Source organism: Pseudomonas sp. TE12508, from assembly GCF_056279485.1.
This window is the reverse complement of record NZ_JBWCCN010000005.1, coordinates 257,504-281,970: the sequence shown is the minus strand read 5'-3', so window position 1 is coordinate 281,970 and position 24,467 is coordinate 257,504. Positions and strand designations below refer to the sequence as shown.

At 57.2% G+C, this 24,467-nt stretch carries 18 protein-coding genes, 1 other RNA gene and 1 pseudogene; 8 read left to right on the top strand and 12 right to left on the bottom strand.

What is annotated here, in order from left to right; all coding sequences use genetic code 11:
• Window positions 1-148 precede the first annotated feature (148 nt).
• From mads1 to ACZ9IM_RS09175, 5 genes are read left to right on the top strand one after another with little or no spacing between them, the layout of a single operon-like run.
• The gene (mads1, locus tag ACZ9IM_RS09195; protein ID WP_476223737.1) at window positions 149-379 is read left to right on the top strand and encodes a methylation-associated defense system helix-turn-helix domain-containing protein MAD1; all 231 of its coding nucleotides are present in this window, start codon (window positions 149-151) and stop codon (window positions 377-379) included.
• 7 nt (window positions 380-386) lie between these two features.
• Window positions 387-3,089, top strand: coding sequence for a type I restriction-modification system subunit M (locus ACZ9IM_RS09190; RefSeq protein ID WP_476223736.1), 2,703 nt, complete (start codon window positions 387-389; stop codon window positions 3,087-3,089).
• Window positions 3,086-4,345: a restriction endonuclease subunit S gene (locus tag ACZ9IM_RS09185; protein ID WP_476223735.1), complete on the top strand. Its 1,260-nt coding sequence runs from the start codon at window positions 3,086-3,088 to the stop codon at window positions 4,343-4,345. The genes ACZ9IM_RS09190 and ACZ9IM_RS09185 overlap by 4 nt, the downstream gene beginning before the upstream one ends.
• A 13-nt stretch (window positions 4,346-4,358) precedes the next feature.
• Entirely contained in the window at window positions 4,359-7,511 is a 3,153-nt protein-coding gene (locus tag ACZ9IM_RS09180) for a type I restriction endonuclease subunit R (RefSeq protein ID WP_476223734.1), read from the top strand.
• Between the two features lies 1 nt (window position 7,512).
• Entirely contained in the window at window positions 7,513-8,187 is a 675-nt protein-coding gene (locus tag ACZ9IM_RS09175) for a M48 family metallopeptidase (RefSeq protein ID WP_237260881.1), read from the top strand.
• Window positions 8,188-8,293: 106 nt separating this feature from the next.
• Here ACZ9IM_RS09175 and ACZ9IM_RS09170 read toward each other — a convergent pair whose 3' ends face one another.
• From ACZ9IM_RS09170 to ACZ9IM_RS09155, 4 genes are read right to left on the bottom strand one after another with little or no spacing between them, the layout of a single operon-like run.
• A complete protein-coding gene (locus tag ACZ9IM_RS09170; protein WP_476223733.1) occupies window positions 8,294-8,569 on the bottom strand; it encodes a hypothetical protein in 276 nt (91 codons plus the stop codon).
• The gene (locus ACZ9IM_RS09165) at window positions 8,566-9,546 is read right to left on the bottom strand and encodes an integrase domain-containing protein (protein WP_476223732.1); all 981 of its coding nucleotides are present in this window, start codon (window positions 9,544-9,546) and stop codon (window positions 8,566-8,568) included. Before ACZ9IM_RS09165 ends, ACZ9IM_RS09170 begins: the two co-directional genes overlap by 4 nt.
• Window positions 9,524-9,883 (bottom strand): hypothetical protein, encoded by a 360-nt coding sequence (locus tag ACZ9IM_RS09160; protein ID WP_476223731.1) that lies wholly within the window; start codon window positions 9,881-9,883, stop codon window positions 9,524-9,526. The genes ACZ9IM_RS09165 and ACZ9IM_RS09160 overlap by 23 nt, the downstream gene beginning before the upstream one ends.
• A complete protein-coding gene (locus ACZ9IM_RS09155) occupies window positions 9,867-11,267 on the bottom strand; it encodes a YfjI family protein (RefSeq protein WP_476223730.1) in 1,401 nt (466 codons plus the stop codon). The genes ACZ9IM_RS09160 and ACZ9IM_RS09155 overlap by 17 nt, the downstream gene beginning before the upstream one ends.
• 999 nt (window positions 11,268-12,266) lie before the next feature.
• Between ACZ9IM_RS09155 and ACZ9IM_RS09150 the strand changes: the two genes are divergently transcribed.
• A complete protein-coding gene (locus ACZ9IM_RS09150) occupies window positions 12,267-13,280 on the top strand; it encodes an EcsC family protein (protein WP_476223729.1) in 1,014 nt (337 codons plus the stop codon).
• 172 nt (window positions 13,281-13,452) lie between these two features.
• On the opposite strand, the pseudogene ACZ9IM_RS09145 reads toward ACZ9IM_RS09150, so the two are convergent.
• Window positions 13,453-13,632 (bottom strand): annotated as a pseudogene (locus tag ACZ9IM_RS09145) (transposase); the annotation flags it as partial.
• 12 nt (window positions 13,633-13,644) lie between these two features.
• Here ACZ9IM_RS09145 and ACZ9IM_RS09140 point away from each other — a divergent pair.
• Window positions 13,645-14,379, top strand: a complete 735-nt coding sequence (locus ACZ9IM_RS09140) for an HNH endonuclease (protein WP_192346364.1) — start codon at window positions 13,645-13,647, stop codon at window positions 14,377-14,379.
• A gap of 247 nt (window positions 14,380-14,626) precedes the next feature.
• Entirely contained in the window at window positions 14,627-15,430 is an 804-nt protein-coding gene (locus ACZ9IM_RS09135) for an endonuclease NucS domain-containing protein (protein ID WP_476223728.1), read from the top strand.
• A 649-nt stretch (window positions 15,431-16,079) separates the two neighbouring features.
• Here the strand turns inward: ACZ9IM_RS09135 and ACZ9IM_RS09130 are convergent.
• The 7 genes from ACZ9IM_RS09130 to ACZ9IM_RS09100 all read right to left on the bottom strand — a co-directional run bounded on the left by ACZ9IM_RS09130 (window position 16,080) and on the right by ACZ9IM_RS09100 (window position 24,377).
• Entirely contained in the window at window positions 16,080-17,336 is a 1,257-nt protein-coding gene (locus tag ACZ9IM_RS09130; protein ID WP_476223727.1) for an integrase domain-containing protein, read from the bottom strand.
• Between the two features lie 187 nt (window positions 17,337-17,523).
• Window positions 17,524-17,917, bottom strand: a transfer-messenger RNA (tmRNA) gene (ssrA, locus tag ACZ9IM_RS09125).
• A gap of 116 nt (window positions 17,918-18,033) precedes the next feature.
• Window positions 18,034-18,309, bottom strand: coding sequence for a hypothetical protein (locus ACZ9IM_RS09120; RefSeq protein ID WP_427625793.1), 276 nt, complete (start codon window positions 18,307-18,309; stop codon window positions 18,034-18,036).
• 314 nt (window positions 18,310-18,623) lie between these two features.
• Entirely contained in the window at window positions 18,624-21,434 is a 2,811-nt protein-coding gene (locus ACZ9IM_RS09115; protein WP_476223726.1) for an FAD-binding and (Fe-S)-binding domain-containing protein, read from the bottom strand.
• Complete coding sequence (locus ACZ9IM_RS09110; protein WP_476223725.1) at window positions 21,431-22,102, bottom strand: LutC/YkgG family protein; 672 nt, start codon at window positions 22,100-22,102, stop codon at window positions 21,431-21,433. The genes ACZ9IM_RS09115 and ACZ9IM_RS09110 overlap by 4 nt, the downstream gene beginning before the upstream one ends.
• Window positions 22,102-23,556 carry a LutB/LldF family L-lactate oxidation iron-sulfur protein gene (locus ACZ9IM_RS09105; RefSeq protein ID WP_476223724.1) on the bottom strand — a complete coding sequence of 485 codons (1,455 nt, stop codon included), beginning with the start codon at window positions 23,554-23,556 and terminating at the stop codon, window positions 22,102-22,104. Before ACZ9IM_RS09105 ends, ACZ9IM_RS09110 begins: the two co-directional genes overlap by 1 nt.
• Window positions 23,553-24,377, bottom strand: a complete 825-nt coding sequence (locus ACZ9IM_RS09100; RefSeq protein WP_476223723.1) for a (Fe-S)-binding protein — start codon at window positions 24,375-24,377, stop codon at window positions 23,553-23,555. The genes ACZ9IM_RS09105 and ACZ9IM_RS09100 overlap by 4 nt, the downstream gene beginning before the upstream one ends.
• Between the last annotated feature and the right edge of the window lie 90 nt (window positions 24,378-24,467).

The following is a 24,467-nucleotide window of genomic DNA, read 5'->3' as shown; positions in this document are numbered from 1 at the left end:
GCTTTCGGGTGTCAGTCGACACCTCGCTCAGTACGACGCTGGATCCCACGCTCTACCAACTATTTGTACATAGACGCTCAAGTTAGCCGTATCCTTGCCAAAATTACCATCACAACGGGTGCGGGCCGCCACAGCGGCTTAGGACACGATGAAAGACGAGACTGGCGAAATACTCACCCTCGACGACGTGGCTGCTTACCTGAAGGTAGGTAAGCGAACGGTCTATCGCTTGGCAGCAGCCAAGAAGATCCCGGCCTTTAAGGTCGGAGGGACATGGCGCTTCTCGCGCACTGACATCGATATGTGGATCAAACAGCAGTCGATGGAAGGTTTGAACGCCAGCCGGGCAGACAACACGGCAAAGAATCCAGGAAAGTGAATTGTTCATGAAACAAGAAAAAATAACCCTCTCCCAGCTCGAAGGTTTCCTCTTCAAAGCCGCCGACATCCTGCGCGGCAAGATGGACGCCAGTGAGTTCAAGGAGTTCATCTTTGGCATGCTGTTCATCAAACGCCTGTCCGACGAGTTCGACCGCAAGCGCGCGGTGCTGCGTAATACCACCTACGCCCACCTAAAGGACCGGCCTGAGCTGCTGGAGGAACTGCTCAATGACAAGACCTCCTACGGCGACACCTTCTTTGTGCCGCCCCGCGCCCGCTGGCACGAGAGCTGGATGGATGAGAAGGGCAACGAGGTGCCGGCGCTAAAGCACCTCAAGCACGATATAGGCAGCATGCTTAACAAAGCGATTGCTGCCATCGAGGATGAGAACGACGCCCTGGCCGGGGTACTGAAGAACAACATCGAATTCAACACCGTCAAGGGTAAGACCAAGATCCCTGATCAGAAGTGGAAAGACCTGCTCGATCACTTCAACCAGCCCCAGTTCGTGCTGGTCAATGACAACTTCGAGTTCCCCGACCTGCTTGGTGCCGCCTACGAATACCTGATTAAGTATTTCGCCGACAGCGCCGGTAAGAAAGGCGGTGAGTTCTATACCCCCGCCGAAGTGGTGCGCCTGCTGGTGCAGCTTACCAAGCCCCAGGCCGGCAATACCGTCTACGACCCCACCGCCGGCTCCGGTGGCTTTCTCATTCAGGCGCACCAGTATGTGGAAGAGCAGGGCCAGGACCCGAATGACCTCGCTCTCTACGGCCAGGACTCCAACGGTACGGTCTGGTCCATCTGCAACATGAACATGATTCTCCACAACATCACCCGCTTCACCATCGAACACGGGGATACTCTGGAAGATCCGCAGATTCTTGAAAATAGCCAGCCGCGCAAGTTCGACTGTGTGCTCGCTAACCCACCGTTCTCGCAGAACTACAGCCGCGCCACTATGAGCTTCACCAACCGCTTCCGCGAGTTCTGTCCGGAAACAGGCAAGAAGGCCGACCTCATGTTCGTGCAGCACATGATCGCCAGCCTCAAGCCGGACGGCCACATGGCTACCGTCATGCCCCACGGTGTGCTGTTCCGCGGAGGCAAAGAAAAACTCATCCGCGAGCTGCTCATCGAGGACGATTATCTAGAGGCCATCATCAGCTTGCCGCCCGGCCTGTTCTACGGCACCGGCATCCCCGCCTGTGTGCTGGTGGTCAACAAAAGCAAGCCCGACGAGCTGCGCAATCAAGTGTTGTTCATCAACGCCGATCGCGAATACGCCGAGGGCAAAAACCAGAACAATCTACGCCCCGAAGACATCGAGAAGATCGACCACGTCTTCACCCACAAGCTGACCATCGATAAATACAGCCGCCTGGTGGATAAGGAGGTGATCGTCAAACAGCACGACTACAACCTCAACATCCGCCGCTACGTGGACAACACCCCCGCCCCTGAACCGGAAGACGTGCAGGCTCACCTTATAGGCGGCATTCCCGAGAGCGAGGTCGCCGCCAAACAGTCCGAGTTCGACAAGTTTGGCGTGCAACCCGACACCCTGTTTGAGCCTCTGCGCCCGGGCTACCTGGCCTTCGGTCCCGCATTGGACACCAAGCCTGCTATCAAGGCGATACTGGAGTCGGACCAGAACCTTCATACCAGGGTCGCTGGGCATCACGCCGCACTCGAGCAATGGTGGCAGGTGGCTCGAGACGACTTCGCCCAACTGAGGGAAGGACGTAAGCTGCCCGACGTGCGCAGCGAACTGCTCTCCACGCTCAAGCACAAGCTCCAGCCTCTAGGTGTGCTGGATGAATTCAAGAGCGCGGGCGTGTTCGTCAACTGGTGGCAGGCCATCCGCTATGACCTGAAAACCGTCGTCTCCACCGGTTGGCACCACACGCTGATCCCGGACAGCTACCTCATCGCCGAATACTTTCAGAAGGAGGCTGAAGAGATCGAGGCGCTGGAGTGCAAGATCAACGAAGCCCAGGGCGATCTGGCTGAGGCTGTCGAGGCCGCCACCGAAGCTGCCAACTACGAGCCGGAAGATGCTGAAGGCGACGAAGGCGAGGTCAAACTCACTGCCGCCGTCATCAAGAAATACCTGAAGACCCTGATCGACGACCTGGCTGATGCCAGAACCGACTCCGCCAGAAAGGAGCGCAAGCAGTACGTCAACCTGCGCGACGGTATTAGCGCTATCGAAAAGCGCATCAAGGACTTCAAGGACCGACTCAAGATCAAGCAGGGCGAGCTGGAGCAGAAGCTGCAACTAAAACGTATTGGTGGAGAAGAAGTAAAGGCTGAGGCCAGGACGATTATCGCCCATGCCAAGGGCGTTATTCAGACTCTGGATGCTACAGTAAAGGACCAGAAGAAAAAGCTCACCGGCCTGCAAAAGGACGTGGTTGTGCTGGAGAATCGAGTCGCCCGTATCGACGATCTGCTCATCGCCATTGGTGGCCAGTTGGGGGTACAGGATGCGAAGCGCCTGATCCTGAAAAAACTGCACGACAACGCTAACAAGGCGCTACTGAGCTATCTAGATGCTGAGAAACGCGCGCTGTTCGCCATTGTCGAGAACTTGTGGGACAAGTATGCGGTGTCGAGTCAGACGCTGGAAAAAGAGCGAGAAAACACGTTGTTGGCGCTCAAAAAATGCCTCTCTGGTCTGGGCTATTTGGGGCTTGTGCAATGACGGTACCGATGCTGAAGCTTGGTGATCGCATCACATTGACCAAAGGCAAGCCTCCTTCGGAGATGCCGTACTTTGGAAAAGGCGCAGAACTGTACCTCAGCCCAGAATTTTTGCGCGGTAAAGGAGTTGCTGAGTCGGCTAAGTCGGCAGCAAATGGAGTACGGGTAAACGACGACGAAACCATTCTATTGTGGGACGGCTCAAACGCTGGCGAGGTTTTCCGAGCGCGTGGTGGTCTGCTTTCTTCGACCATGACGCTAATCAAACACAGCGATGAGTTCGAGCCAGAATACTTTTTTTATGCAGTTAAGCGGTGGGAGTCGTATCTCAAAGGTCAGACTTCCGGTTCCGGCATCCCGCACGTGGACAAAGAGGTGCTGGGTAAGCTTGAAATACTGAAACTACCGCCGGATGAGCAGAAACTTGTCGCAAATATTCTTAATAATCTTGACCGTGCCATCAAGCAAACCGAGGCGTTGATCGCCAAGCAGCAGCTTATCAGGACTGGGTTGATGCAGGACTTGCTCACCAAGGGGATCGACAAGCACGGCAACCTCCGCTCTGAAGCCACCCACGTCTTCAAGGATTCCCCGCTGGGGAGGATTCCGGTGGAATGGGATGTTAAGGAGTTAAAGTCGCTGCTCGCCGATGTAGACCCAGCGATGCGTAGTGGCCCATTTGGAAGCGCGCTATTGAAGGAGGAACTGGCAGAGGCCGGGATTCCGTTGCTCGGTATCGATAATGTCCTTCCTGAAGAGTTTGTTTCCGATTACAAGAGATTCGTTCCACCCAAGAAGGCAGAGCAATTAAGAAGATACCTTGTTCGGCCTCGTGATTTAATGATAACGATTATGGGAACGGTTGGACGCTGTTGCGTGGTTCCCGACGATATCGGGGAGGCTCTGTCATCGAAACATGTATGGACTATATCAATAGATCAAGCTAAGTATTCCCCCTACGTTGCTTGCTTCCAGATAAATTATTCTCCTTGGGTTCTTGAGCATTTCGCGAAAGATGAGCAGGGGGGAATAATGGCATCGATACGTGCAGAGACTTTGCGTACCACAAAATTACCCGTGCCACCGCGGAATGAGCTTGAGCAGATCGAATGTGTACTTCGATCAATTTCGGCTGATCTTGTCGAAAAGGAACTGCTCTCCGAAAAGCTTTGCTCTCTCAAAGTTGGGCTAATGCACGACCTACTCACCGGCGAACGACGCGTTACCTCGCTTCTCACACAAGCCGCTACACAATAACAAGGACAGTCGCATGGCCTATCAGGACAATACGCCCGCCCACATCCGCATCGACGAACGCAACCACGTCGAGAAGCCGCTGCTCGATCAGTTGCAGGAACTGGGCTGGCAGGTCATGGATCTGGAGATGAAGCAGGAGCCAGGCCAGAGCTTTCGCGAGAGCTTCAACGAGGTGGTGTTGGGGCCGGTGCTGCGCGAGCAGTTGAAGGTGATCAATCCCTGGCTGGAGGACGACCAGGTGGAGGAAGTTGCCAGGCGCCTCACTGCTGGCTTCCCCGGCAACAACCTGCTGGAAAACAATCGCCATGTGCTCAGCCTGCTGCTGGAAAACACAAGCGTGGCGGAGAACCGCCAGACTGGCGAAAAAAGACCGACTGTGCGCTACATCGACTTTGCGACCCTGTCCAACAACCGCTTTATTGCCATCTGCCAGTTTAAGGTGCGCATCCTCGGTACCGAGCACCATATTGTGCCGGACATAGTGCTGTTCCTGAACGGTTTGCCGGTGGTGGTGATCGAGTGCAAGTCCCCAAAGGTGAAGGAGCCGATTCCTGAAGCCATCGACCAGATGCTGCGTTATAGCGAACAGCGCGGAGCAAAGGGTGAGGGCAGCGCGCCACTGTTCTACTTCAATCAGTTTGTGGTGGCTACCTGCCGCAACCAGGCTAAGTTCGGCACCATCACCACCCACATCGAAAAGCACTTCTACCGCTGGTCCGACCCCTGGCCGCGCACGGTGGAAGACCTCGCCCACGGCGGTAGCAGCCCCAACGACCAGCAGCGCCTAGTGGTGGGGATGCTAGACCGGCAGAACTTACTGGACATCATCCGCACCTTCACCATTTTCTCGGAGTCGGACAAGGGCGAGCTAATCAAGGTTGTCGGGCGTTACCAGCAGTTCCGCGCCGTGAAGCTGGCGGTGCAGCGTCTGTTGAGTGGCAAGACCCCGAGGGCTCGCAGCGGCATCGTCTGGCACACCCAGGGCTCCGGTAAGTCGCTGACCATGATGTTTATGGTGCGCGAGATGTACCGCCACGCCCAGCTCTCAAAGTGGAAGGTAGTGTTCGTTACCGATCGCACGCAACTGGAGCAGCAGCTCGGAGATACAGGCGGCAGTATCGGCTTTACCGTAAAGGTGGCGGACAGCATCGCCAAACTGAAGGACCTGTTGCGCAGTGACTCCTCCGACCTGGTGATGGCGATGATCCACAAGTTCCGCGAGGCGGACTTGTCGGAAACCTTCCCGGAGTTGAACAGCAGCGCGAACATCCTAGTGATGACCGATGAGGCGCACCGCTCGCAATACTCTTTACTCGGCGCGAATCTGGACAGGGCTATCCCCAACTCAGCGCGCATTGGCTACACCGGCACACCCATCGACAAGACCGAAACGGTGTTCGGTGACTATATCGACAAGTACACCATGCGCCAGGCCATTGAGGACGGCGTAACGCTGGAGATCGTCTACGAAGGCCGCACCCACAACGCTGAGTTGGCGGACCAGGCTAGCATGGACAGCGTATTCGCCGACGTGTTCAGTGAATACAACCTGGAGCAGCGGCTGGAGATCCTTGGTTACGGCTCCCGCGACGCCTATCTGGAAGCCAAATCCACCATCGTGGCCAAGGCCACGGATATGGTGGAGCACTATCTGGAACACGTGTTTCCCAACGGATTCAAGGCCCAGGTGGTGGCCACCTCGCGTGAGGCTGCGGTGCGCTACAAGGACGCGCTGGATGCGGCTTTGGCGGCGGCCATCGAGAAGTTGGAGCAGGCCAATCCGCTTAACCTCGACCTAGAGCGGTTGAAAAAGCTCAAGACTGACGTGGTGATCTCCGGTAGCCACAACGACCTGCCCCACATCAAGGCCTACACCGACAGTTCCCGACACCAGCGCACCATCAAGAGCTTCAAGTTGCCCTTCGACGGCAGCGATGAGGGTGTGACTGGTGATATCGGTATCGTGATCGTCAATAACATGTTGCTGACTGGCTTCGATGCGCCCATCGAGCAGGTGATGTATCTGGACAAGGTGATTGTTGCCCATAACCTGCTGCAGGCTATCGCCCGAGTGAATCGGGTAGGCGGAGCAGCCAAGGAGAAGGGCTTTATCGTCGATTATGTGGGCATCGGCCATCACCTCAAGAAGGCCATCGACAACTATGACGAACGCGAGCAGAAGGAAGTGCTCGACTGTCTGAGCTTCCCCGAGGACGAACTACGCGCCTTGCAGGCCGACTACAAAGCCATCATGGATCTGCTGGAAAAGTACGGTCTGACCGACTTCAACGACCACGATGCCTTCTTTGACCTGTTCTACGACGAGGATGTGCGCTTTGAATTCATGCTGGCCTACAAGAAACTGACCCGCAGTCTCGACTTGGTTTTCCCTGCCAAGGAGGCGCTGGGGTACCTGAGAGCTTACAACGCGCTTACCGAGATCAATGTGCTGGCCGGCCGCCACCTGAACGACCAGCGTCTGAGTATGAAGGGCATTCCGCCCAAGTTGCGGGCTATCACAGATGAATATCTGGCCTCGAAAGGCATTGATCAGAAGGTAAAGCCGATTTCGATCCTCGACGAGGACTTCGAGAGCCAGGTTGGCAAACGTAAGCGCACCAAAACCAAGGCCGCCGAGGTGGAGCACGCCATCCGCCACCATCTGGATATAGAGCTGGACGACGACCCGGAGCTGCAGGCTTCTTTTTCCGCCGCGCTCGCGGAGATCCTGCAAGAATTCGCCAACAATTGGCAGAAGATTTACGAAGAGCTTGAGAAACTGCGCAAACGAATAATCGAAGCTGCCAACGAGCCGACCTACGGCCTGCACAAGAAAAAGCAGATGCCGTTCTTTCGCATGCTTCAGGCCGAGCTGGGTAATGCCATGGACCAACACCCAGGCTACGCAGGAAAACCGGATGAGAGTATCGCCGTGCTAATTGATCTGACCCAACAGATCTACTTAGTGATTGAACGTGAGTTGAAACTGGCAAGCTTCTGGGAAAGTGTGCCGGCGCGTAGCAAGCTGAAGGCGGAGATTCAGCAGATTCTGCTGTCGGAGTCTTTTGCTTCCTTGCCAGGGGTAGTCACCCTTCGTCACCAGATCATCTCGCGTGTGATGGAAATTGCCGAGAAGAACAACGACCGGATTCTCTACGCGAGTTGATATGGAACTGGCCTATAAAGTTGTCTACTCGAAGCGCAAGAGCCTAACCATCTCGGTCGAGCGTGACCGCTCTATCGTGGTAAAGGCGCCGGAAGGTACAACGCTAGAAAAGATTCATCGGGTCGTGGAATCGCGCAAGTTGTGGCTTTACGAAAAGACCCGCCATGCGCAGAAATACAGCCCGCCGCCAGATCCGCCGGGTAAGGAGCTGGTGTCCGGAGAATCCCTGCCCTATCTGGGGCGGCAATACCGAATTGAGCTGGTGGCAGGCGCTGGTGGCATTCGCTTCGAGCAGAGATTTTTGGTGCCGGAAGCGCTGGTGGGAAAATCTGCGGCATTCCGAAACTGGTTCGTGGCGCGCGCCGAGGAAAAAATACTGCCGCGCGTGAAGATATATGCCAACAATCTAGGTGTCACCTACAAGGAAGCCAAAATCGGGGACGGCAAGTACCGTTGGGGCTCATGTACACCGAACGACAACGTGATCTTCAACTGGCGCTTGATCAAAGCTCCTATGTTCGTGATCGACTATATAGTTGTACACGAGCTGGCCCACCTTATCGAAACTAACCACACGCCCCGTTTTTGGAACATCGTAAACGCTCAGGCGCCAACAATGGAGAAGGCCAAGGCATGGCTACTGAAACATGGCGCACTGCTGGAGCAGGATATTTGACTGTGCAGCGGCGGTCGGGAGAGTGGGTGCTGCTGAACGATCCGGGTCTTAAAGGTTTTTAGATAAGTACTTTGCTGACATATTTTGGCGTTCCCAAAAGGGTTCTTCAGACCAGTCGCTTGCAATTTTTTCTTACTCGCTTCCAGATCAATGCGGCGGTGAGCTGATAGTAATACCGGGTGGCGTCGGAATGGTCCTTGAGGTGGTGGGCTAGAAACCAGCGCACATGTTTGAGCTGCCAGGTCCAGGGATTATCGCGTTGCCATCGCTGTTGAATGGCCGCTTGCATGATTCGGGCTTGGCGTAGGTGGCGTTGCTGAGTGGCCTTCGAGCCGGTCAGTACGCCGCTCAGGAACAGCTCCATATCAAAGATCTTGGTCACGTTCGACCTCCAATGTAGGCCGAAACCACATCGATCCGGTTATGCCCGAGTTCAGCGCTGATCTGTAGCCGCGCCTGTCGATCAAGGTTGCAGTCAACGCGATAGCAGTGACCACCATTGACCGGTGTGGCGTGACCAGTGAGCTGCTCGTAACGCTCGCAGGCGTAGGCCGCGCGCAGTTCATGAAAACCCTTCAGCCCGTGTTCATGCAGCGTTTCGCGAGCAGGGAGCACGGTCTGTTGCAGGAACTCGGCATAGCTTTCGTCTCGGGCCAGCAAGTTGCGGCTATGGGGCGGCGACGCATGACGAGCCACCTGCAGCGCCGCCTTCACCTCGTCATTAGCCACAACCCATCGCGGCGCGGAAGCGCCTGAGCGGCCGCCTTTGGTGCCGTCCTGGATGTTGATGTGGCCTAAGTGTTCGGCTTCGCGGTGCAAGCGTGGCAGATCAGCCAGGATCGCCTCGCGCAGGCGCATGCCGGTTGCTCGGGCCAGACGGACAATCGCGGCCACCCTCTCGTGGTGCTGTTCGCCAAGTACCTCAAGCACTCGCTGCACCTGTTGGCGGTCTTGGCCATCTGGCGCGCGGGTGCGTACGCTCGAGCGCTTCTGTCCTAACGCCTGACTCGGGCTGGTGATCCTCACGTCCTGATCACCGCGCAGCGCGGCGAGGGTACGGTTGACGCTGCTCAGGCGGTTCTGCGCGGTGGCGATGCAGAGTTCACCTTGCTGGATCTGCTGGCGCAGATATGCGACGTAGTCTTGCAGCGTCTGTCGATCGATCTGGCGCGCATCGTTGTAACCGGGGCCGTCCTCGGACCGACACCAACGCACGAACGCTTGCCAGCGATCACTATGCGCTTTGACCGTGGCGAAGTGGCCACCGGCAAACAGATCCTTGAGCGCTTGCGGGCCGGCGTAGCTCAGCTGGCGGCCATAGCCAAAGTTGCGACCCTCACGTCGACCGACCAGAGCCATTGTCTTCACCGTTTTCGTTTGTTTGCAGAAAGAGCAGCAAGGCTTTCCAGTGAGGGCTGAGCGTGTCCACCTGCTGCCAGTGTGTCGGGCGGATCAGGAGGGCGTTCTCGTGGTGTTGCAGCAGTGCCCCTTCTTCACGCAGTTGTTCGATCAGCAGGGCGATGTTGGCAGGGGTAAGGGGTGGTGTGGCGACAGCGGCGACAGTGGGGACAACCCGCGTCGTGTCTGGCCTAGCGCGTGGCGACAGGCTGGCGACAGAAGCGGCGACACGCCGCGATTCTGACTGCGTTTGATGTTGCGCCTGGTAGCGGCGCACCGCGTCATTGAGGCGGAACATGGCGGACCTCGAAGGTTCTTCCATCGCGGCTGTTCAGCCAGCGATGCGTGATCAGCTCGACCAATAAAGAAGCAGTATGGTCAGCGCTCTTGCGGGCAAAACGAGGGCCGTTGCGATTGACGTCGCGAATGGTGAAGTGAGTCCAGCCTTTCTGCACCAGCCAGCGCAGCAGCCGGTCCGCTTCCTCGCATCGGCTATTGACCGGCTCCTGTTCGGTCAGGCGCTGGATCTCGGCCAGGTAGTAATCCATCAACGTGGAGGCGCGCTGGATGTGTCCTTCGTCCAACACACTGGCCTCTTCAACCATGGCCAGCACGCCCGCGATGCGCAGTACATTCGCCGCGGCCTTGCCCGCGACAGGCTGGACGCCGGCCAGCTCGCCGAACTCGCCAGACTGGCACTCGATGGTGTCGTGGATATCAATCCAAGCCCGGCGAGCACGGGCAGTCAGCTCCAGCGTGGCGGGATTGAGTGAATTATCCTTGTGAAGCGACCAGGGCTTTTGCAGCAGGGCCGTGATCCGCTGTTGGTAGCGCTGGACTTTGGCATCCTGGCTCAGGTCGATCGCCTTGTAGAGCCGCTGGCCGGCCAGGCGCTCGGGCCAACTGATCAGGCAACGGCCGAGGATGCCTTGGCCATTGATCACCGGGTCTTTGAACAGTTGGTTGGCCAGGTAGGGCTGCAGCATCAGATGCAGGCTGAGACGGCGGTCATAGGCGCGCAGGCTTTCTCCGGCCATGGAGCGCGCCCGATCGATGGGGCTGCCATCCCACAGTGTCGACAAGGTGGTGATCGCCTTGAGCAGATTCTCTTTGCTCATGGTGCTGCTGCCCAAGAACTGGCCACCTTCATCATTGAACAAGCCCATGCTGGGCAAGCCATTGCACAGACTTTTGACCAGGGCCTCAATGGTGGGCTCGGCAATGATCAGTCTCGGCGGTACGGGCTCGGACAGCTCACCGCCTTTCGCCTCTGCACGCTCCGTTGAGGTTTTGGGTTTGGCCATGATGCTGGTAGCGGCGCGATAGGCTTTGAGCTTTTCCGCATACAGAGTCCACTGCTGTCGTTCCCAGTCGCGCGACGCCTTCAGTGCCAGATGATCCACCGCGCTTTTGCGATCACCCGAGGACGCCACCGTCAGTAGGTACAGGGACAATGGATAGGTTCGGCCATCGAGTTCGACATTGGCATGGCCCTGGCTCACCAGGGCAGCGCTGGCCAGCACCGATTGTGCAGCCATGGCGCAGGGCACGCCGATCACCTCGGCCAGTCGTTCGACCGCAGGGCCCAACAGATCCCCGAGTGCTTCGACCGGGTAGGGCAGTGGCGCCTGCTGGTATTCCAGCAATGGTTGTGGTGGCTCGAACGTTTCGCACAGTTGCATCGCACTTCTCCTGAGATTATCGACTTCGTCCTCACTCATCCCGCCACGGTTGTTGAGTGTTATCAGGGATCAAGGCCCCTGCGACCTGTGAGGGTTGTCCACTAACGCGGGACTGGCGGCTCCTTACGACCGGGAGCTTGGGCATCTCATGATCTGGCCTCCTGAACACCGATAGCGGTGGGCGGGTGGAGGCTGCACTGGCTGACGAGACCGGTGCCGCGAGATCCTGAGTCAGGTGAAGGCAGCGAGGTGATGATCGGGGCATGCCTGACTGTCAGTCAGGGGCAGTCCATTTCATGGGCTGCGGCACCGTCATCGGCATCGCTGTGGCGAGTGAGCATTCGGTGTTTGTCACGCCGATTGTCACGAGGAGGAAAGCCGTAATGGCCCGTGCGAGCAGGGCTGCAGCAGTGTGATATGCGCCCGTCTCTTTAGGGGGCAAAGAGACGGGCAAAAGGTTGGCGCAAGAAATAGCCAAGCGGATAAGTTGTTGGAGAGCAGCCAGGAGGAGGCATGAGTTGCCGCAGTGGGCATTCTGGAAGAAGTGGCATCCATCACATCGCTGTGACCGTGCGAGCCGCCGGACGCTAATCGCACTTGGGGAAAACCACCACGATGTGGCGTAGCCTCAAAGGTTCTGGCTACCTGGGTGCTGTCGAGGACAGCGCTGGTACAGTTCTGGTTTAGCGCTCGTTCTGCTCGAGGTCAACCGTATTTTGGGGGCGGCTGTTGCGCCAATCGATAGCACTGGAAGACCTTGGAGGCCGGTGGCTTTCCATGGCCGGGTGGTCGTTTGTCGGTTTTTAATGTGAGCCTGCGTAATTGCATGGACTTGACCACCCATTTGCATCGTCACTGACCAGTCAATTGCATTCGTGCTGATCAACCGTTTGCATTCGACGTGACCAGCAAACGCCGTAGTGACGACCGGCGGAGAACGGCCGATTGTGTTGAAAAAGTCGGCTTCCGTTTTCGGGTCAGAAAAGAACGCGTCTGAGATTGAAATCCGCACTACTCGTAGAAGGATCAGGACTCGGATTTTGCATAGCAGCGTACAAAAATGACGTTTTCACCGCTCAATGCATTGCCCATTTGGCCGGGTCGACTTTTTCAACAGAATCGGCCAATAGCGGTCAGTCTACTGATCAGGTGGAGACGGCTAACTGGGGTCAGAACCTCAAGAATCCCCGCACGTTGGCGAACCACAATCCGCAGGTATGCAGTCGCGGATGTGGGCAATTATTTAGTAAATGGGGTGCTGCCGTCGGCGCAGGCGGATGGATGTGGCGAAGGAAAATTGTTCAAAGCAAGGTAATGCGGATAAAGGAACATGTATGGCATCATAAAGCCATCAATCATGCACCGAGACTGAAGATGGAACTGATAAGTCAAGAAAAGATAATGCAAGTCCTCGACTGGGCCTACGAGAGATCTGTGAATGGATTCTCCGGTCTTGATTCCGCCGAGGAGCTCGCAGCCAGCTACGCCAAGGAAGAAAGCCCTGCCTACGATCAAGCTAATTCCCTGATTCGCTGGCAGAACACCAAATCGGCCACCTCAGGCTTCATTACCGGCCTCGGTGGATTGATCACACTGCCCGTCGCGTTGCCCGCCAACATCACGAGTGTGCTTTTCGTACAAATTCGCATGATCGCCGCCATCGCCCACTTGGGTGGCTACGACGTCAAGGATGACAAGGTAAAGACCCTGGTTTTCGCCTGCCTCACAGCCAACTCCGCCAAGGAAGTGCTGAAAGACATCGGCATTGCCGTCGGCAACAAGCTGGCGATGAACGCAGTGAAGTCGATTTCCGGTAAGACGCTGATAGAGATAAACAAAAAGGTAGGCTTCAAGTTGTTCACCAAATTTGGTGAAAAAGGCGTGATCAATCTCGGTAAAGCCGTGCCCCTGCTGGGTGGCTTGATTGGTGGAAGTTTCGATGCCTACACGACCAACACCATCGGTAACGTAGCGCGCGATACATTTACACCAAAAGAAGTCGCGACGGCATAACGACCCGCCTTAGTGATAGCCGGATTTCCCTGTGGCCAGGGCGTCAGCTCCCCTGCCACAGGTTAAGTTTGCTGGGGGTAATTGGGGTAAATAAATCTGTCCCTTAACCTAGCACCACACACCGTGAATCGGCCCATTTGTGGATGCTGACTGGCTGCTTTTGGCTGTGGATTCAACCGGTCGATGCAACAGATTGGCTAAATCGTTCAGCGGGCGTTTCGTAGTTTAGTGTTTTCCGAGGGCGGCTATTTAGCTGCCTTGCCACCTCATTGAGCGTGGCTTGCGAGTGATCAGCAAGGTCAGTCCCTTTCGGGAAGTACTGTCTTAACAGCCCATTGGTGTTCTCATTCGAAAAGGGATTGGCATGGCCAAGCTCATCAAACTATCGGATACATCCTGGCAACAGCCATTCCGCGACCGTAAAAAGGAACACATTCTTTGGGGCTCCCACACCGAGGTTCGTGAAAACTGCAATTTCGTAGACGGCACACGCCGCCTCCTACAAATCTCATTCGAGCCACGATTCGAACTGGATATCGTCGATTACTTTCAGATCACTAGCGGACGCGAGATCAAGTTCCCGAAAGCGCTCGTTGATATGATCAGCCCCATCGTGCTGGAAAATTCCGAATCCAGCTTCATCGTTACCGTGCTCGATGCCGTTGAACATGAAGATGGCCAGGTCGGGAGTACAAAAGATTTGGCTAACCTGATTACCGCTCGGGCAACGACAATCATGGCCCGCGTCGGCCAGCAGAAGTTCAGGAAGCAATTGATGGGGTTTTGGGGTGATGCTTGCGCACTCTCCGGAGTAAAGGAGCCCAAGCTGCTGGTCGCATCGCACATTGTTCCCTGGAGCCAGTCAGAAGCAGATTCCAAGCTCGATCCATTTAACGGCTTGCTACTGGCGCCACACTACGATCGCCTGTTTGACCAAGGTCTGATCTCATTCAAAGATGATGGCTCTATTCTGCTGTCCAGCATTGCCGAAAAGCTGCCTCCAGAGTTTGGTCTGTCGAAATCCATGAAGCTACGCAAGCTCAATCCAAAGCATTTGCCCTACCTTGCTGCCCATAGGGATACGTTCGGCTTCGCGTAGTACACACCCACCAATATCAAAGCTGCCGGGAAGTAGGTCGCACACAACGGCATGGGCTGAACCGTACCAGATTTAATCGACGCTCATGAAAGGCCGAAACTGACCGATTACGCCCTCTCTTGAAAGGCGGCTTACTATCCAAAGCTCGCCGTAAGGGCTAACGAATTGCTACCACGATTAAGTGAACCCTATACGCTCACGGCGTGGTTCATTACTCGAAAACAGAACACAAACGAGGAGTACAACAGTGAGCAATGGCAACCGCCCGCCGGTATGGCAGATGGTTCGGGAAGCGGCGCAGCAGATGAACGGGGAATGCACATACCCTGCGATTAAAGCAAAGGTAAGGTCGATGTATGGTCATGACGTCAACGACAGTTCGATGACATGCAGCATCATCTCGGGGGCGGTGAATCACCCATCACGTATTCACTACAACGAGAACAAGAAACCACGGCTCACCGACACGGCCTACGATTACCTGTATAGCACTGGGCGCGGCCAGGTCGTTTGGTACCAACCAGAGAAGCACGGCGTGTGGGAGATCGCACAATCTGGCGATGGCGCACTGATCGTCCGCCTCGCTGACGGGGTGGGTGAGAATCCGCTGCCGATCGTCGAAGCTGTTGAGGCATCCGATGAGGCGTACAGCATGTTCGCTCTGGAGGCACACCTGCGCGATTACCTCGCTAAAAAACTTCCAAGGTTACCTGGCCACGATGCGCCACTCACGCTATACCGCACGGACGATCGCGACGGCGTGGAGTTCCAAACTGACGTCGGCCCGATCGACATCCTGGCGACGGGAAACGGCGACTTCTACGTCCTCGAACTGAAAGTAGGCCGTGGGCCGGACGCGGCAATGGGACAAATCCTTCGTTACATGGGCTGGGTGAAAGAGCACCTCGCGGGCGAGAGGAGCGTGTATGGCGTCATCGTCGCTTCTGACATCGGCCAAAAACTACGGTACGCGGCATCACAGGTACCAAACGTACGCCTGATGGAATATGACCTTGCTGTGTCGCTTCGATCGGTGGCCCTGCATAGTTGACCGGACGCCACCCCTCCTAGCAAGGCCGTGACCAGCCGACATCTTCCCGTGAATAGAGCGTTGACCCGGCAGAGTCACGGTCTCTTTTTGGCCGATTGTGTTGAAAAAGTCGGCTTCGGTTTCCACGGCAGAAAAGTGCGCGTCTGAGATTGAAATCTGTGTTTAGCGCAGAAGGTTCAGGACTCAGATTTGACGTAGCGGCGTGCAAAAAAGGCGCTTTCACCGCTCAATGCATGGGTCACCAGGCCGGGTCGACTTTTTCAACACAATCGGCCGGTTGCAGTCCTTCAGTGCTTGGCTGACGCTCTCGCGGCTGAGTGGCATCCGCTGACATCCATCAACTGCAAACGGCTGGTCAGCGCGAATGCGAATGACTGGTCAGTGGCAATGCAATTAGGTGGTCAAGTGAGATGCCATAACGCAGAGCCCATGCGAGTGGGAATGCGGAGCCTTCCCGCTCGCATGGACTTAGTCAAAAGGCTCCAAGAACAAGGCTTGCAGTGGTGACAGTCGCCACTTTAGTCGCCATGCTGCAGGCCAGGTATTACGCGGGTTGTCGCCGCTGTCGCCGCTGTCGCCGCTGTCGCCAAATCAACCAACACTCCATCTGGGGAGTCATTCTCGGTTCCTGGCGGCGTCCGGTGAGCGCTCACCGTATTGGCACGACGTTGTGGTCCCTGGTTTGATTGATCGCAGATGCCGACAGGTTGCCGGTGGCCGCTTTCTGAATGTGCTCACTCCACCAAGCCATCATCGGTCTCCGGCGTTCGATGTAGTCCGCTCGGTTGTAAGCGCTTCGGACTTCGTCCTTGTCGACATGCGCCAGCGCGACTTCGATCAGCTCCGGATCCCACCCATGCTCGTTCAGGATGGTGCTGGCCATGGAGCGCATGCCGTGGCTGACCAAGCGGTCCTGGAAGCCCATGCGTTTCAACGCCATGTTGGCGGTCTGGCTGTTGGCGTGGGTGCGCGGATTTCTATCTGCCGGGAACACGTATTCCCTGTGGCCGCTGTGGGGCTTGAGCGTCTCCAGTAACGCGAGTACTTGTTCGGTCAGCGGGATGGTGTGCGGACGACGCTTCTTCATGCGCTCTGGTGGGATGGTCCAGATGCGTTTGTCAAAGTCGATGTCTACCCATCGGGCGGTAGCCGCTTCGGCAGGACGGGTCATGGTGTGCAGTTGCCATTCGATCAGGCAGCGGGTGATCCGCTTGATGCTGGCGTTCGCGATTTCGATCATGAGCTCAGAAAGCTCATCGGGTCGTAGCGCGGCCATGTTCTGTTTCTTGGGTTTCTTGAATACCGCCCGAATGCCACTGAGGGGATTAGCGAAAATCAACCCGGAGTTCACCCCGTAGGTCATGATCTCGTTGAGCCGTTGGCTCAGTCGCTTCACTGTCTCGAGGCTGCCCTTGGCTTCGATTGGGCGAAGCAGTTCGATGACCATCGGTGCGGTAATTTTCGAGAGCGGCGTTGTTTTCAGGTCTGGAAACACATGCAGCGTGAGCGATCGCCAAATGTCTTCGGCGTACGCCGGCGTGACGGAGTCCTTCTTCAGCTCGAACCAGGCGGTGGCCACGTTCTCGAACGTGTGTTCCGTCTCCGCTCGTTTGGCTTCGTCCTGTGCATTGCGGTGCACCTTGGGATCAATGCCTTGTGCAAGCAGCTCGCGCGCTTCCACCACTTTTTTCCTGGCGCTGGCTAGTGAGAGCTCTGGGTACGTGCCCAGCCCCATATTGATACGGTTTTTAGTTACCGGCTCGCGGTAGTTGAAGTTCCACAGCATCGAGCCGTTGCTCCTGACTCGGAGCTGAAGGCCGTCACCATCGCTGAGGACGTAATCCTTGTCTTTTGCCTTGACTGCCTTGAGCTGGCGGTCGGAAAGGCGGAGGGCTAGAGCAGGCATGAGAGCTTCCTCTGACACCGTTTTGGTATTCCAAAAAATAGCACTGGATGGCCTGGAATACCATTTGGAATACCCAAACGGCTGGAACTCTGAAAACCTCAGCGGAGCCCAGTAGCGCCTAAATCCTTGATCTTGCTGGATTTCAGGCACAAAAAAAGACGTCCGTGGACGTCTTTAGATGATCAAGTGGTGGAGCCGGGGGGATTTGAACCCCCGTCCGCCAGTACTCCGCTGTCGGTACTACATGCGTAGCCGTGTCTATTAAGTTAACCCTCAGCGACCCGACGGGCAGGGTGCTTTGGGCGAGTTGTGTAAGTTTTAGCCGCTTCGTCCACAACGTACTGCACGGCGATTCTGTTCTATATGACAATCACTTTGGGTTTACAGACATCCCCTGATGATTGCTGGACCCGAAGGTACCAGGAGGGAAGGGCTAAGGCTGCTTACGCAGCGAGAGCGTATTCCCCGTAGGTTTCGTCATTGGCAACTATAGAAAGTTGCAACAGTGGATTTACGAGTTCTGTTACCAACTCGGCATGCACCTAAAGTTTCGCAACCGGCGTCGAATCCTAAACGGCCCCGAACCTGCTGTGTGTAACCAGCAGGCAAGCGCAGTGTACGCCAATGCGCGCGGCGAGTCGACCTTCTGTCCGTGCTTGCGTGTCAGGGCCAACGCTGGATTGGCTCTGGTCAGGCCCTACTGACCGTGCGCGTGGCTTTGAATGTCCTGAAGCGCCTGCTGCGTCAGGGAAACACACTCTTTGTCATTGTTGGCGGCGTGGGCGGCCTTGGCTTGTTCGGCTTTGGTGATCACGACACCTTTGGTGGCAGCGTCCAGCGTGGTAGTGCTGGACAGCTTGCTGTTGACTTCCTGGAGCTTCATTACGCATTGATCGCTATCGTTTGAGGCGTATGCGGAGGAGGCCAGCATTGTTGCAGTGATGAGCAGTCCAGCCAGGGCGGAACGCTTCATGGGTATCTCCTGGAACGGGGGTGGGGATGGGCCACGCTGATTGGGGCTTAACAAATGGACTGTGATGGCGTGCAAGGGTTCTATTTTCGCTTGCGATGGGTGAAAGATTTTTCCGGGGGACGGGTACGAAAAAGGGACAAAAAACGCCTGATACCAGTCAGTTAAGACGCGGAACCTGTGGGAGCGGGCTTGCCCGCGAAAGCGGTGTGCCAGGCGACATCAATGTTGAATGTGTCGCCGTCTTCGCGAGCAAGCCCGCTCCCACAGGGATTGTGCATTAGGCGTTATTGCCCCCTTCTTTTGGTGCCTCGGTGTCAGACCACTCTGGCCTGGGTGACCCGATCCACCAGATAAACCAGCCCGTGATAATCAATTCCGCCGTGTTGCGTCAGACCAATCTCACAGGTGCGGCTGGTGGAAATCCCTTCGCTGCATTGCTGTACCGCGTCCTTGAGCGTGCGTAACGAATGGGCATTCAGTTCCGGGGTGGTGAAGCCCTTGTCGCCGGCAAAACCGCAGCAGTGAATGCCTTCCGGGATGACCACGTTTTTACTGCACTTGCGCGCAAGATCGATCAACGCCTGGCTCTCGCCGAGATGCTGAGTGCTGCACGTGACATGCACCGCGATCGGCGCTTCCTGGGGGGTGAAATCGAGACGATCCATCAAGTGAGTGCGGATGAAGCGCACGGGGTCGTACAAGTCCAGTCGCACGTCGCCCAGGTCCTGAACCAGCCGCAAGGTGCAGGGGCTGGTGTCGCAGTAGATTGGATCGAGCCCGCCACGACTGGCGTGCAGCAGTGCGCCGATCAGTTCCTGGCGTTTGTGTTCGGCCTGTTCGGCGTAGCCCTTGGAGGCGAATGGCTGGCCGCAGCAGAGGTTGTCCTGATTGTCCGGAAAAACTACCTGGTAACCGGCCTTTTCCAACAAGCCACGGGTCTTTTCGTACAACGACATTTGCTCTTTATCACCCGCCGCAGGGCCCATGACCCGCGACACGCAGGCTGCCAGGTACACCACTCGAGGCCGCTCGTCCGACACCGTCGGGCTGAAGCGAATGGCCTTTTCCGGCTGCGGCATGGCGTTGGTCCATTGCGGAACCTGACCCTTTGACAACCGCGTCAGCGATGCCGAAAGCTTCGCCAGGCGTGGCGCCCCCAGCAGCATCCGCGCACCGTTGGCGACGTGCAGGGTGAAGCGCGCGCCTTGCAACGCGGTGGCGAAATTTCCTTCAATCCAGTTAGCGGTTTTCGTATGGGTTGCCTTACGGCCACGGAGCTTTTTCACCAGCTCACCGGTGTTGATTCCTACAGGGCAACGTTGCGCACACAGGCCAGTGGCGGCGCAGGTGTCGATGCCTTGGTATTCGTAAGCGGCTTCGAGTTCGGTGGTGTCGACGCCTGCGCGCTTCTTGGCCTGGATATCTCGCCAGATCACGATGCGCTGGCGTGGGCTCAACGTCAGGCCTTTCGACGGGCAGACCGGTTCGCAGAAGCCGCACTCGATGCACTTATCCACAATCTCATCGGCGGCCGGCAACGGTTTCAGGTGCTTGAGGTGGATCTGTGGATCGTCGCTGAGCACCACGTCCGGGTTGAGAATGCCGTTAGGGTCGAGCAGGCGTTTGAGCTGCCACATCAACTGATAAGCATCGCTGCCCCATTCCAGTTCGACGAAGGGCGCCATGTTACGACCGGTGCCGTGTTCAGCCTTCAGCGAACCACCGAATTCAACGGCCACCAATTGCGCCACGTCGTCCATGAACGCCTGGTAGCGTGCGACTTCTTCCGCACTGTTGAAGCCTTGGGTGAAGACGAAGTGCAGATTGCCTTCCAGGGCGTGTCCGAAAAGGATCGCTTCGTCGTAGTGATGTTTGTCGAACAGCTCGATCAGGCGGTTGACGCCGATGGCCAGTTGTTCCACCGGGAAGGTGACGTCTTCGATGATCACCGTGGTGCCGGTTTTGCGCACCGCGCCGACGGCAGGGAAGGTGTCCTTGCGGATCGCCCAGAGCCGGGCGTTTTCCACCGGGTCTTCGGTGAAGTCGACTTGCTTCTCCACCGGGAAGCCGGTCAGCGACGCCATGATTTGCGTCAGCTGTTCCTGAAGCAAAGAGGACGAAGCGGCACGGGATTCGATCAGCAGGGCGCAGGCATTGGTCGACAGTTGCTGTACGAAAGCCGGCATGCCGGGTTTGTCTTGCACCGAACGCAGGCTGCGGCGATCCAGCAATTCCACCGCCGACACCGGTTGGCTTTTCAGCACGGTTACCGCGTTGCAGCAGGTTTCTACATCCGGGAACACGATCAGCGCCGACGCCTTGTTCGGGTGGTCGATCACCGTGTCGTAGGTCACTGCGCTGATGAATCCGAGCGTGCCTTCGGAGCCCACCAGCAAGTGGCTCAAGATATCCACAGGCTCGTCGAAATCCACCAGCGCATTGAGTGACAGCCCGGTAGTATTTTTCAGACGGTATTTGTGGCGGATTTTCGCAGCCAGTTCAGCATTTGCGCGGGTCTCGCGACCCAAAGTCGCCAGTTGTTCGAGCAACTCGGCGTGGCTCTCTCGGAAGGCCGCCACACTGGCGGCATCTTCGGTATCGAGACGGCTGCCGTCAGCCAGCACCAGGCGAATCCCGGCCAATGTGTGATAGGTGTTCTGCGCCGTGCCGCAGCACATGCCACTGGCGTTGTTGGCGACGATGCCGCCGATTTTGCAGGCGTTGATCGATGCCGGATCCGGGCCGATCTTACGTCCGAACGGTGCCAGCCATGCGTTGGCCTGGGCGCCAATCACGCCCGGTTGCAGGCGGATCTGTGTTCCTTGCCCACGAATCTCGCGACCGTTCCAGTTATCTCCCAGCACGATCAGCACCGAATCGCTGATGGCCTGGCCAGACAGGCTGGTGCCGGCGGCGCGGAAAGTTACCGGGACTTTATCCCGTTGCGCCAGTTTGAGCAGCGCCACCACTTCATCTTCGGACTCGACGCGGATCACCAGTTTCGGAATCAGCCGGTAGAAACTGGCGTCGGTGCCGAAGGCCAAGGTCGAAAGCGGATCGTCGAAACGTCGTGCCTGAGGAATCAGTTGCTGCGCATCTCGCAGGAAAGCTGCCGGTAGACTCATTGGTCCTCCAGGATCAGAACGACCAGGTCTTTCGGGCCGTGGGCACCGTAAGCCAATACTTGCTCGATGTCGGCAGTCTTCGATGGGCCGGACACCAGCAAGGCGTTGGTCGGCATGCCTTGGGCCCATTCGAACTCCTGCTGCACCTGATAGAAGTTGTCGCGGATTTCACTGGCCTTGAGCAGGGCGAAATGCACCGGTGGCACCAGGCTCATCAGACGCGGTTCTTCCCGTGTCGGCCAGAGAATCAGACTACCTGTCGCGGCGATTGCGCCGAGGGTGGTGGTCAGGCTGGCCGGGGTGTCGTTGAACAACTCGGCTTTCCACTCCTCGACCGGACGGTCGTAGGCTTTGAGCGCGGGCAGGCCAGGATTTTTCGCCCAATGCTGAGTGATGCGTTGACCGTGAGGTGTCGTCGGCGCAATCAACAGGCTGGGCAACTGGCGGTCCTGCAGCAGTTGCGCCAGCAATTCGGGCCAGCCATCTCTGGACGTCAGATGAATTTCGGTGTGCACCGCTTCCATCAGTTTGCGCAGTTGCGGGATGCGTTGTTCTGGCGTGTAGGTGTAGGGCTCGGTCACCAGTTCGACATCGAAGTTGTCAGGCACCGGCGTGGTGCCTGTCAGACTGTTGCGCAATTTGGCGAGGATATTTTGCTTGGCGCTCATCAGCGGTCTCCCTGTTTGGCCAGATGCTCGCGGGCCATGTCATGCAGTGAGCGGGCCGCGGGTTTCGGTGCGCTGTGGTTCTGGGTCCACGGGCCGACGTTGCTCGGCGTCAGCGCGCGCAGGCGAGTGGCGAAGAAACCGAACAAGCGATAGAGCGTTGGTGAGCTGTTGAGCTTCGCCCAGGCGTTCCAGATCAACCGTTCCTTGCGCGAGTACTTGCTGCCCTGGCCACGCATGACTTGATTGGGGCTGTCCGGAGCCTTGACGTTCTCTTCCCGTAGGCGACGCAGCAATGCGGGGATCGGAATTTTTACCGGGCAGACTTCACCGCAAGCGCCGCATAACGACGAGGCACTCGGGTGGTCGGGGACTTTCGCCAGGCCGACCATGTGCGGGGTGATGATTTTTCCGATAGGTCCAGGGTAAACCTCCCCATAGGCATGGCCGCCGATTCGGGTATAGACCGGGCAATGATTCATACAGGCGCCGCAGCGGATGCAGTTCAGGGTCTGGCGCAATTCGCTGTCGGCAAACGCCTGGCTGCGACCGTTGTCGAGCAATACCAGGTGCACTTCCTGCGGGCCGTCGAGTTCATGTTCCTTGCGCGGCCCGGAGATCATGTTGACGTAGGTGGTGATCGGCTGGCCGAGAGCGGAGCGGGTTAACAGTGACAACAGAGGTACAACGTCCCGCAGGTTTTCGACGACTTTCTCGATGCCGGTGACGGCAATGTGTACGGGCGGCACGGTGGTGGTCATGCGCCCGTTGCCTTCGTTTTCCACCAGCAACAGGGTGCCGGTTTCGGCCACGGCGAAGTTGACGCCGGAGACGCCGATGTCTGCTTCGAAGAATTTCTGCCGCAAGACCTTGCGACCGATCTGAATGAGTTGGTCAACGTCCTTGGTGTATTCCACGCCAAGTTTGTCGTGGAACAAGGACGCGACCTGACCGGCATTCTTGTGGATCGCCGGCATAATAATGTGTGAAGGCTTCTCGTGGTCGAGCTGGACGATGTACTCGCCCATGTCCGATTCCAGGCATTCAATGCCCTGTTCAGCGAGGAAGTGATTCATTTCCATCTCTTCGCTGACCATCGATTTGCCCTTGATCACTTGCCGCGCCTCGTGAGCGCGGATGATCGATAAGACGATGCCATTGGCCTCGTCCACCGTTTCCGCCCAGTGCACTGTCACACCGTTGCGGGTCAGGTTCTGTTCAAGCTGCTCGAGCAAATCGGGCAACTTGGATAAAGCACGGGCGCGGACAGCATTGCCCAGCGCTCGCAAATGTTCTCGCTCAAAGGCATCGCTGAAGGACGCTGCCCGTTTGCTCATCAGTGAATCCATCGCGCTGCGAAAGTTGTTTCGCAGTTGCGTGTCAGCCAAAGCCTTGTGAGCCCGGGCACGAAAATCTTCTTCTACGGCAACCGTAGGAATAATCGTGGAAGTGCTCATTGGGAACCTCCGGTACGCTGCCACAGGAAACTGGCCAGATGCTGACCGCGCAACGCTTCCTGCTGTTTCTCCAGCGAGCCATTGATGTTCATCAGGCAACCGCAGTCGGCACTGAGTACCTTTTGCGCACCGGATTCCTTCAACGACCGGGTCTTGTCAGCCACCATCGCGCCGGAAATATCTGGCATACGGACGCTGAAAGTCCCACCAAAGCCACAGCATTCACTTTCGTGACTGTGGTCGACTCGCTCCACGTTGCTTAGCTGCGCCAACAACTCACGGCCGTGTAGGTGGGTGTTCATTTCACGGCGTGCCGAGCACGACGTGTGCAACGCCACTTTGACCGGTTCGCCGCTGTCCTTGAGCTGCACCTTGCAGACAAAGAGCAGAAATTCGGTCAGTTCATAAGTCCGGGCGGCCAGGGCCTGGACCTGCTTCAGCGTTTGCGGCTCGTCCTTGAACAAGTCGGCGTAGTGTTCGCGCAACATGCCCGCGCAAGACCCCGATGGCACCACCACCGGATAATCCCCGGCAAACAGCGCCAGTTGCGAGCGCGCCACGGTCCGGGCCTGTTCGGTGTAACCCGAGGTGTAGGCCGGTTGCCCGCAGCAGCTTTGCCCTTGCGGGTAGTCGACACGAATGCCTTCGCGTTCCAGCAGGTGGATCGCGTCCATCCCGGCTTCCGGGTAGAACAGATCCACCACGCAAGTCCCGAACAGGTAGACCCGTGACGGTTTTTCGCTGGGGTATTGCCGAGGCTCGGGCAGTGGCGGGGCGACGCGGGTCGCATTCGGCACAGCGTTGTAAAAAAGCTCGCTCATCAGGCGTGTCTCCGGGTGGTCCCGGTTATCCGTCCGCTGAGGCTGCTGAATATAGTGAGGGAAGCTTTCAGCAGCCTTGCAGACCCGGTT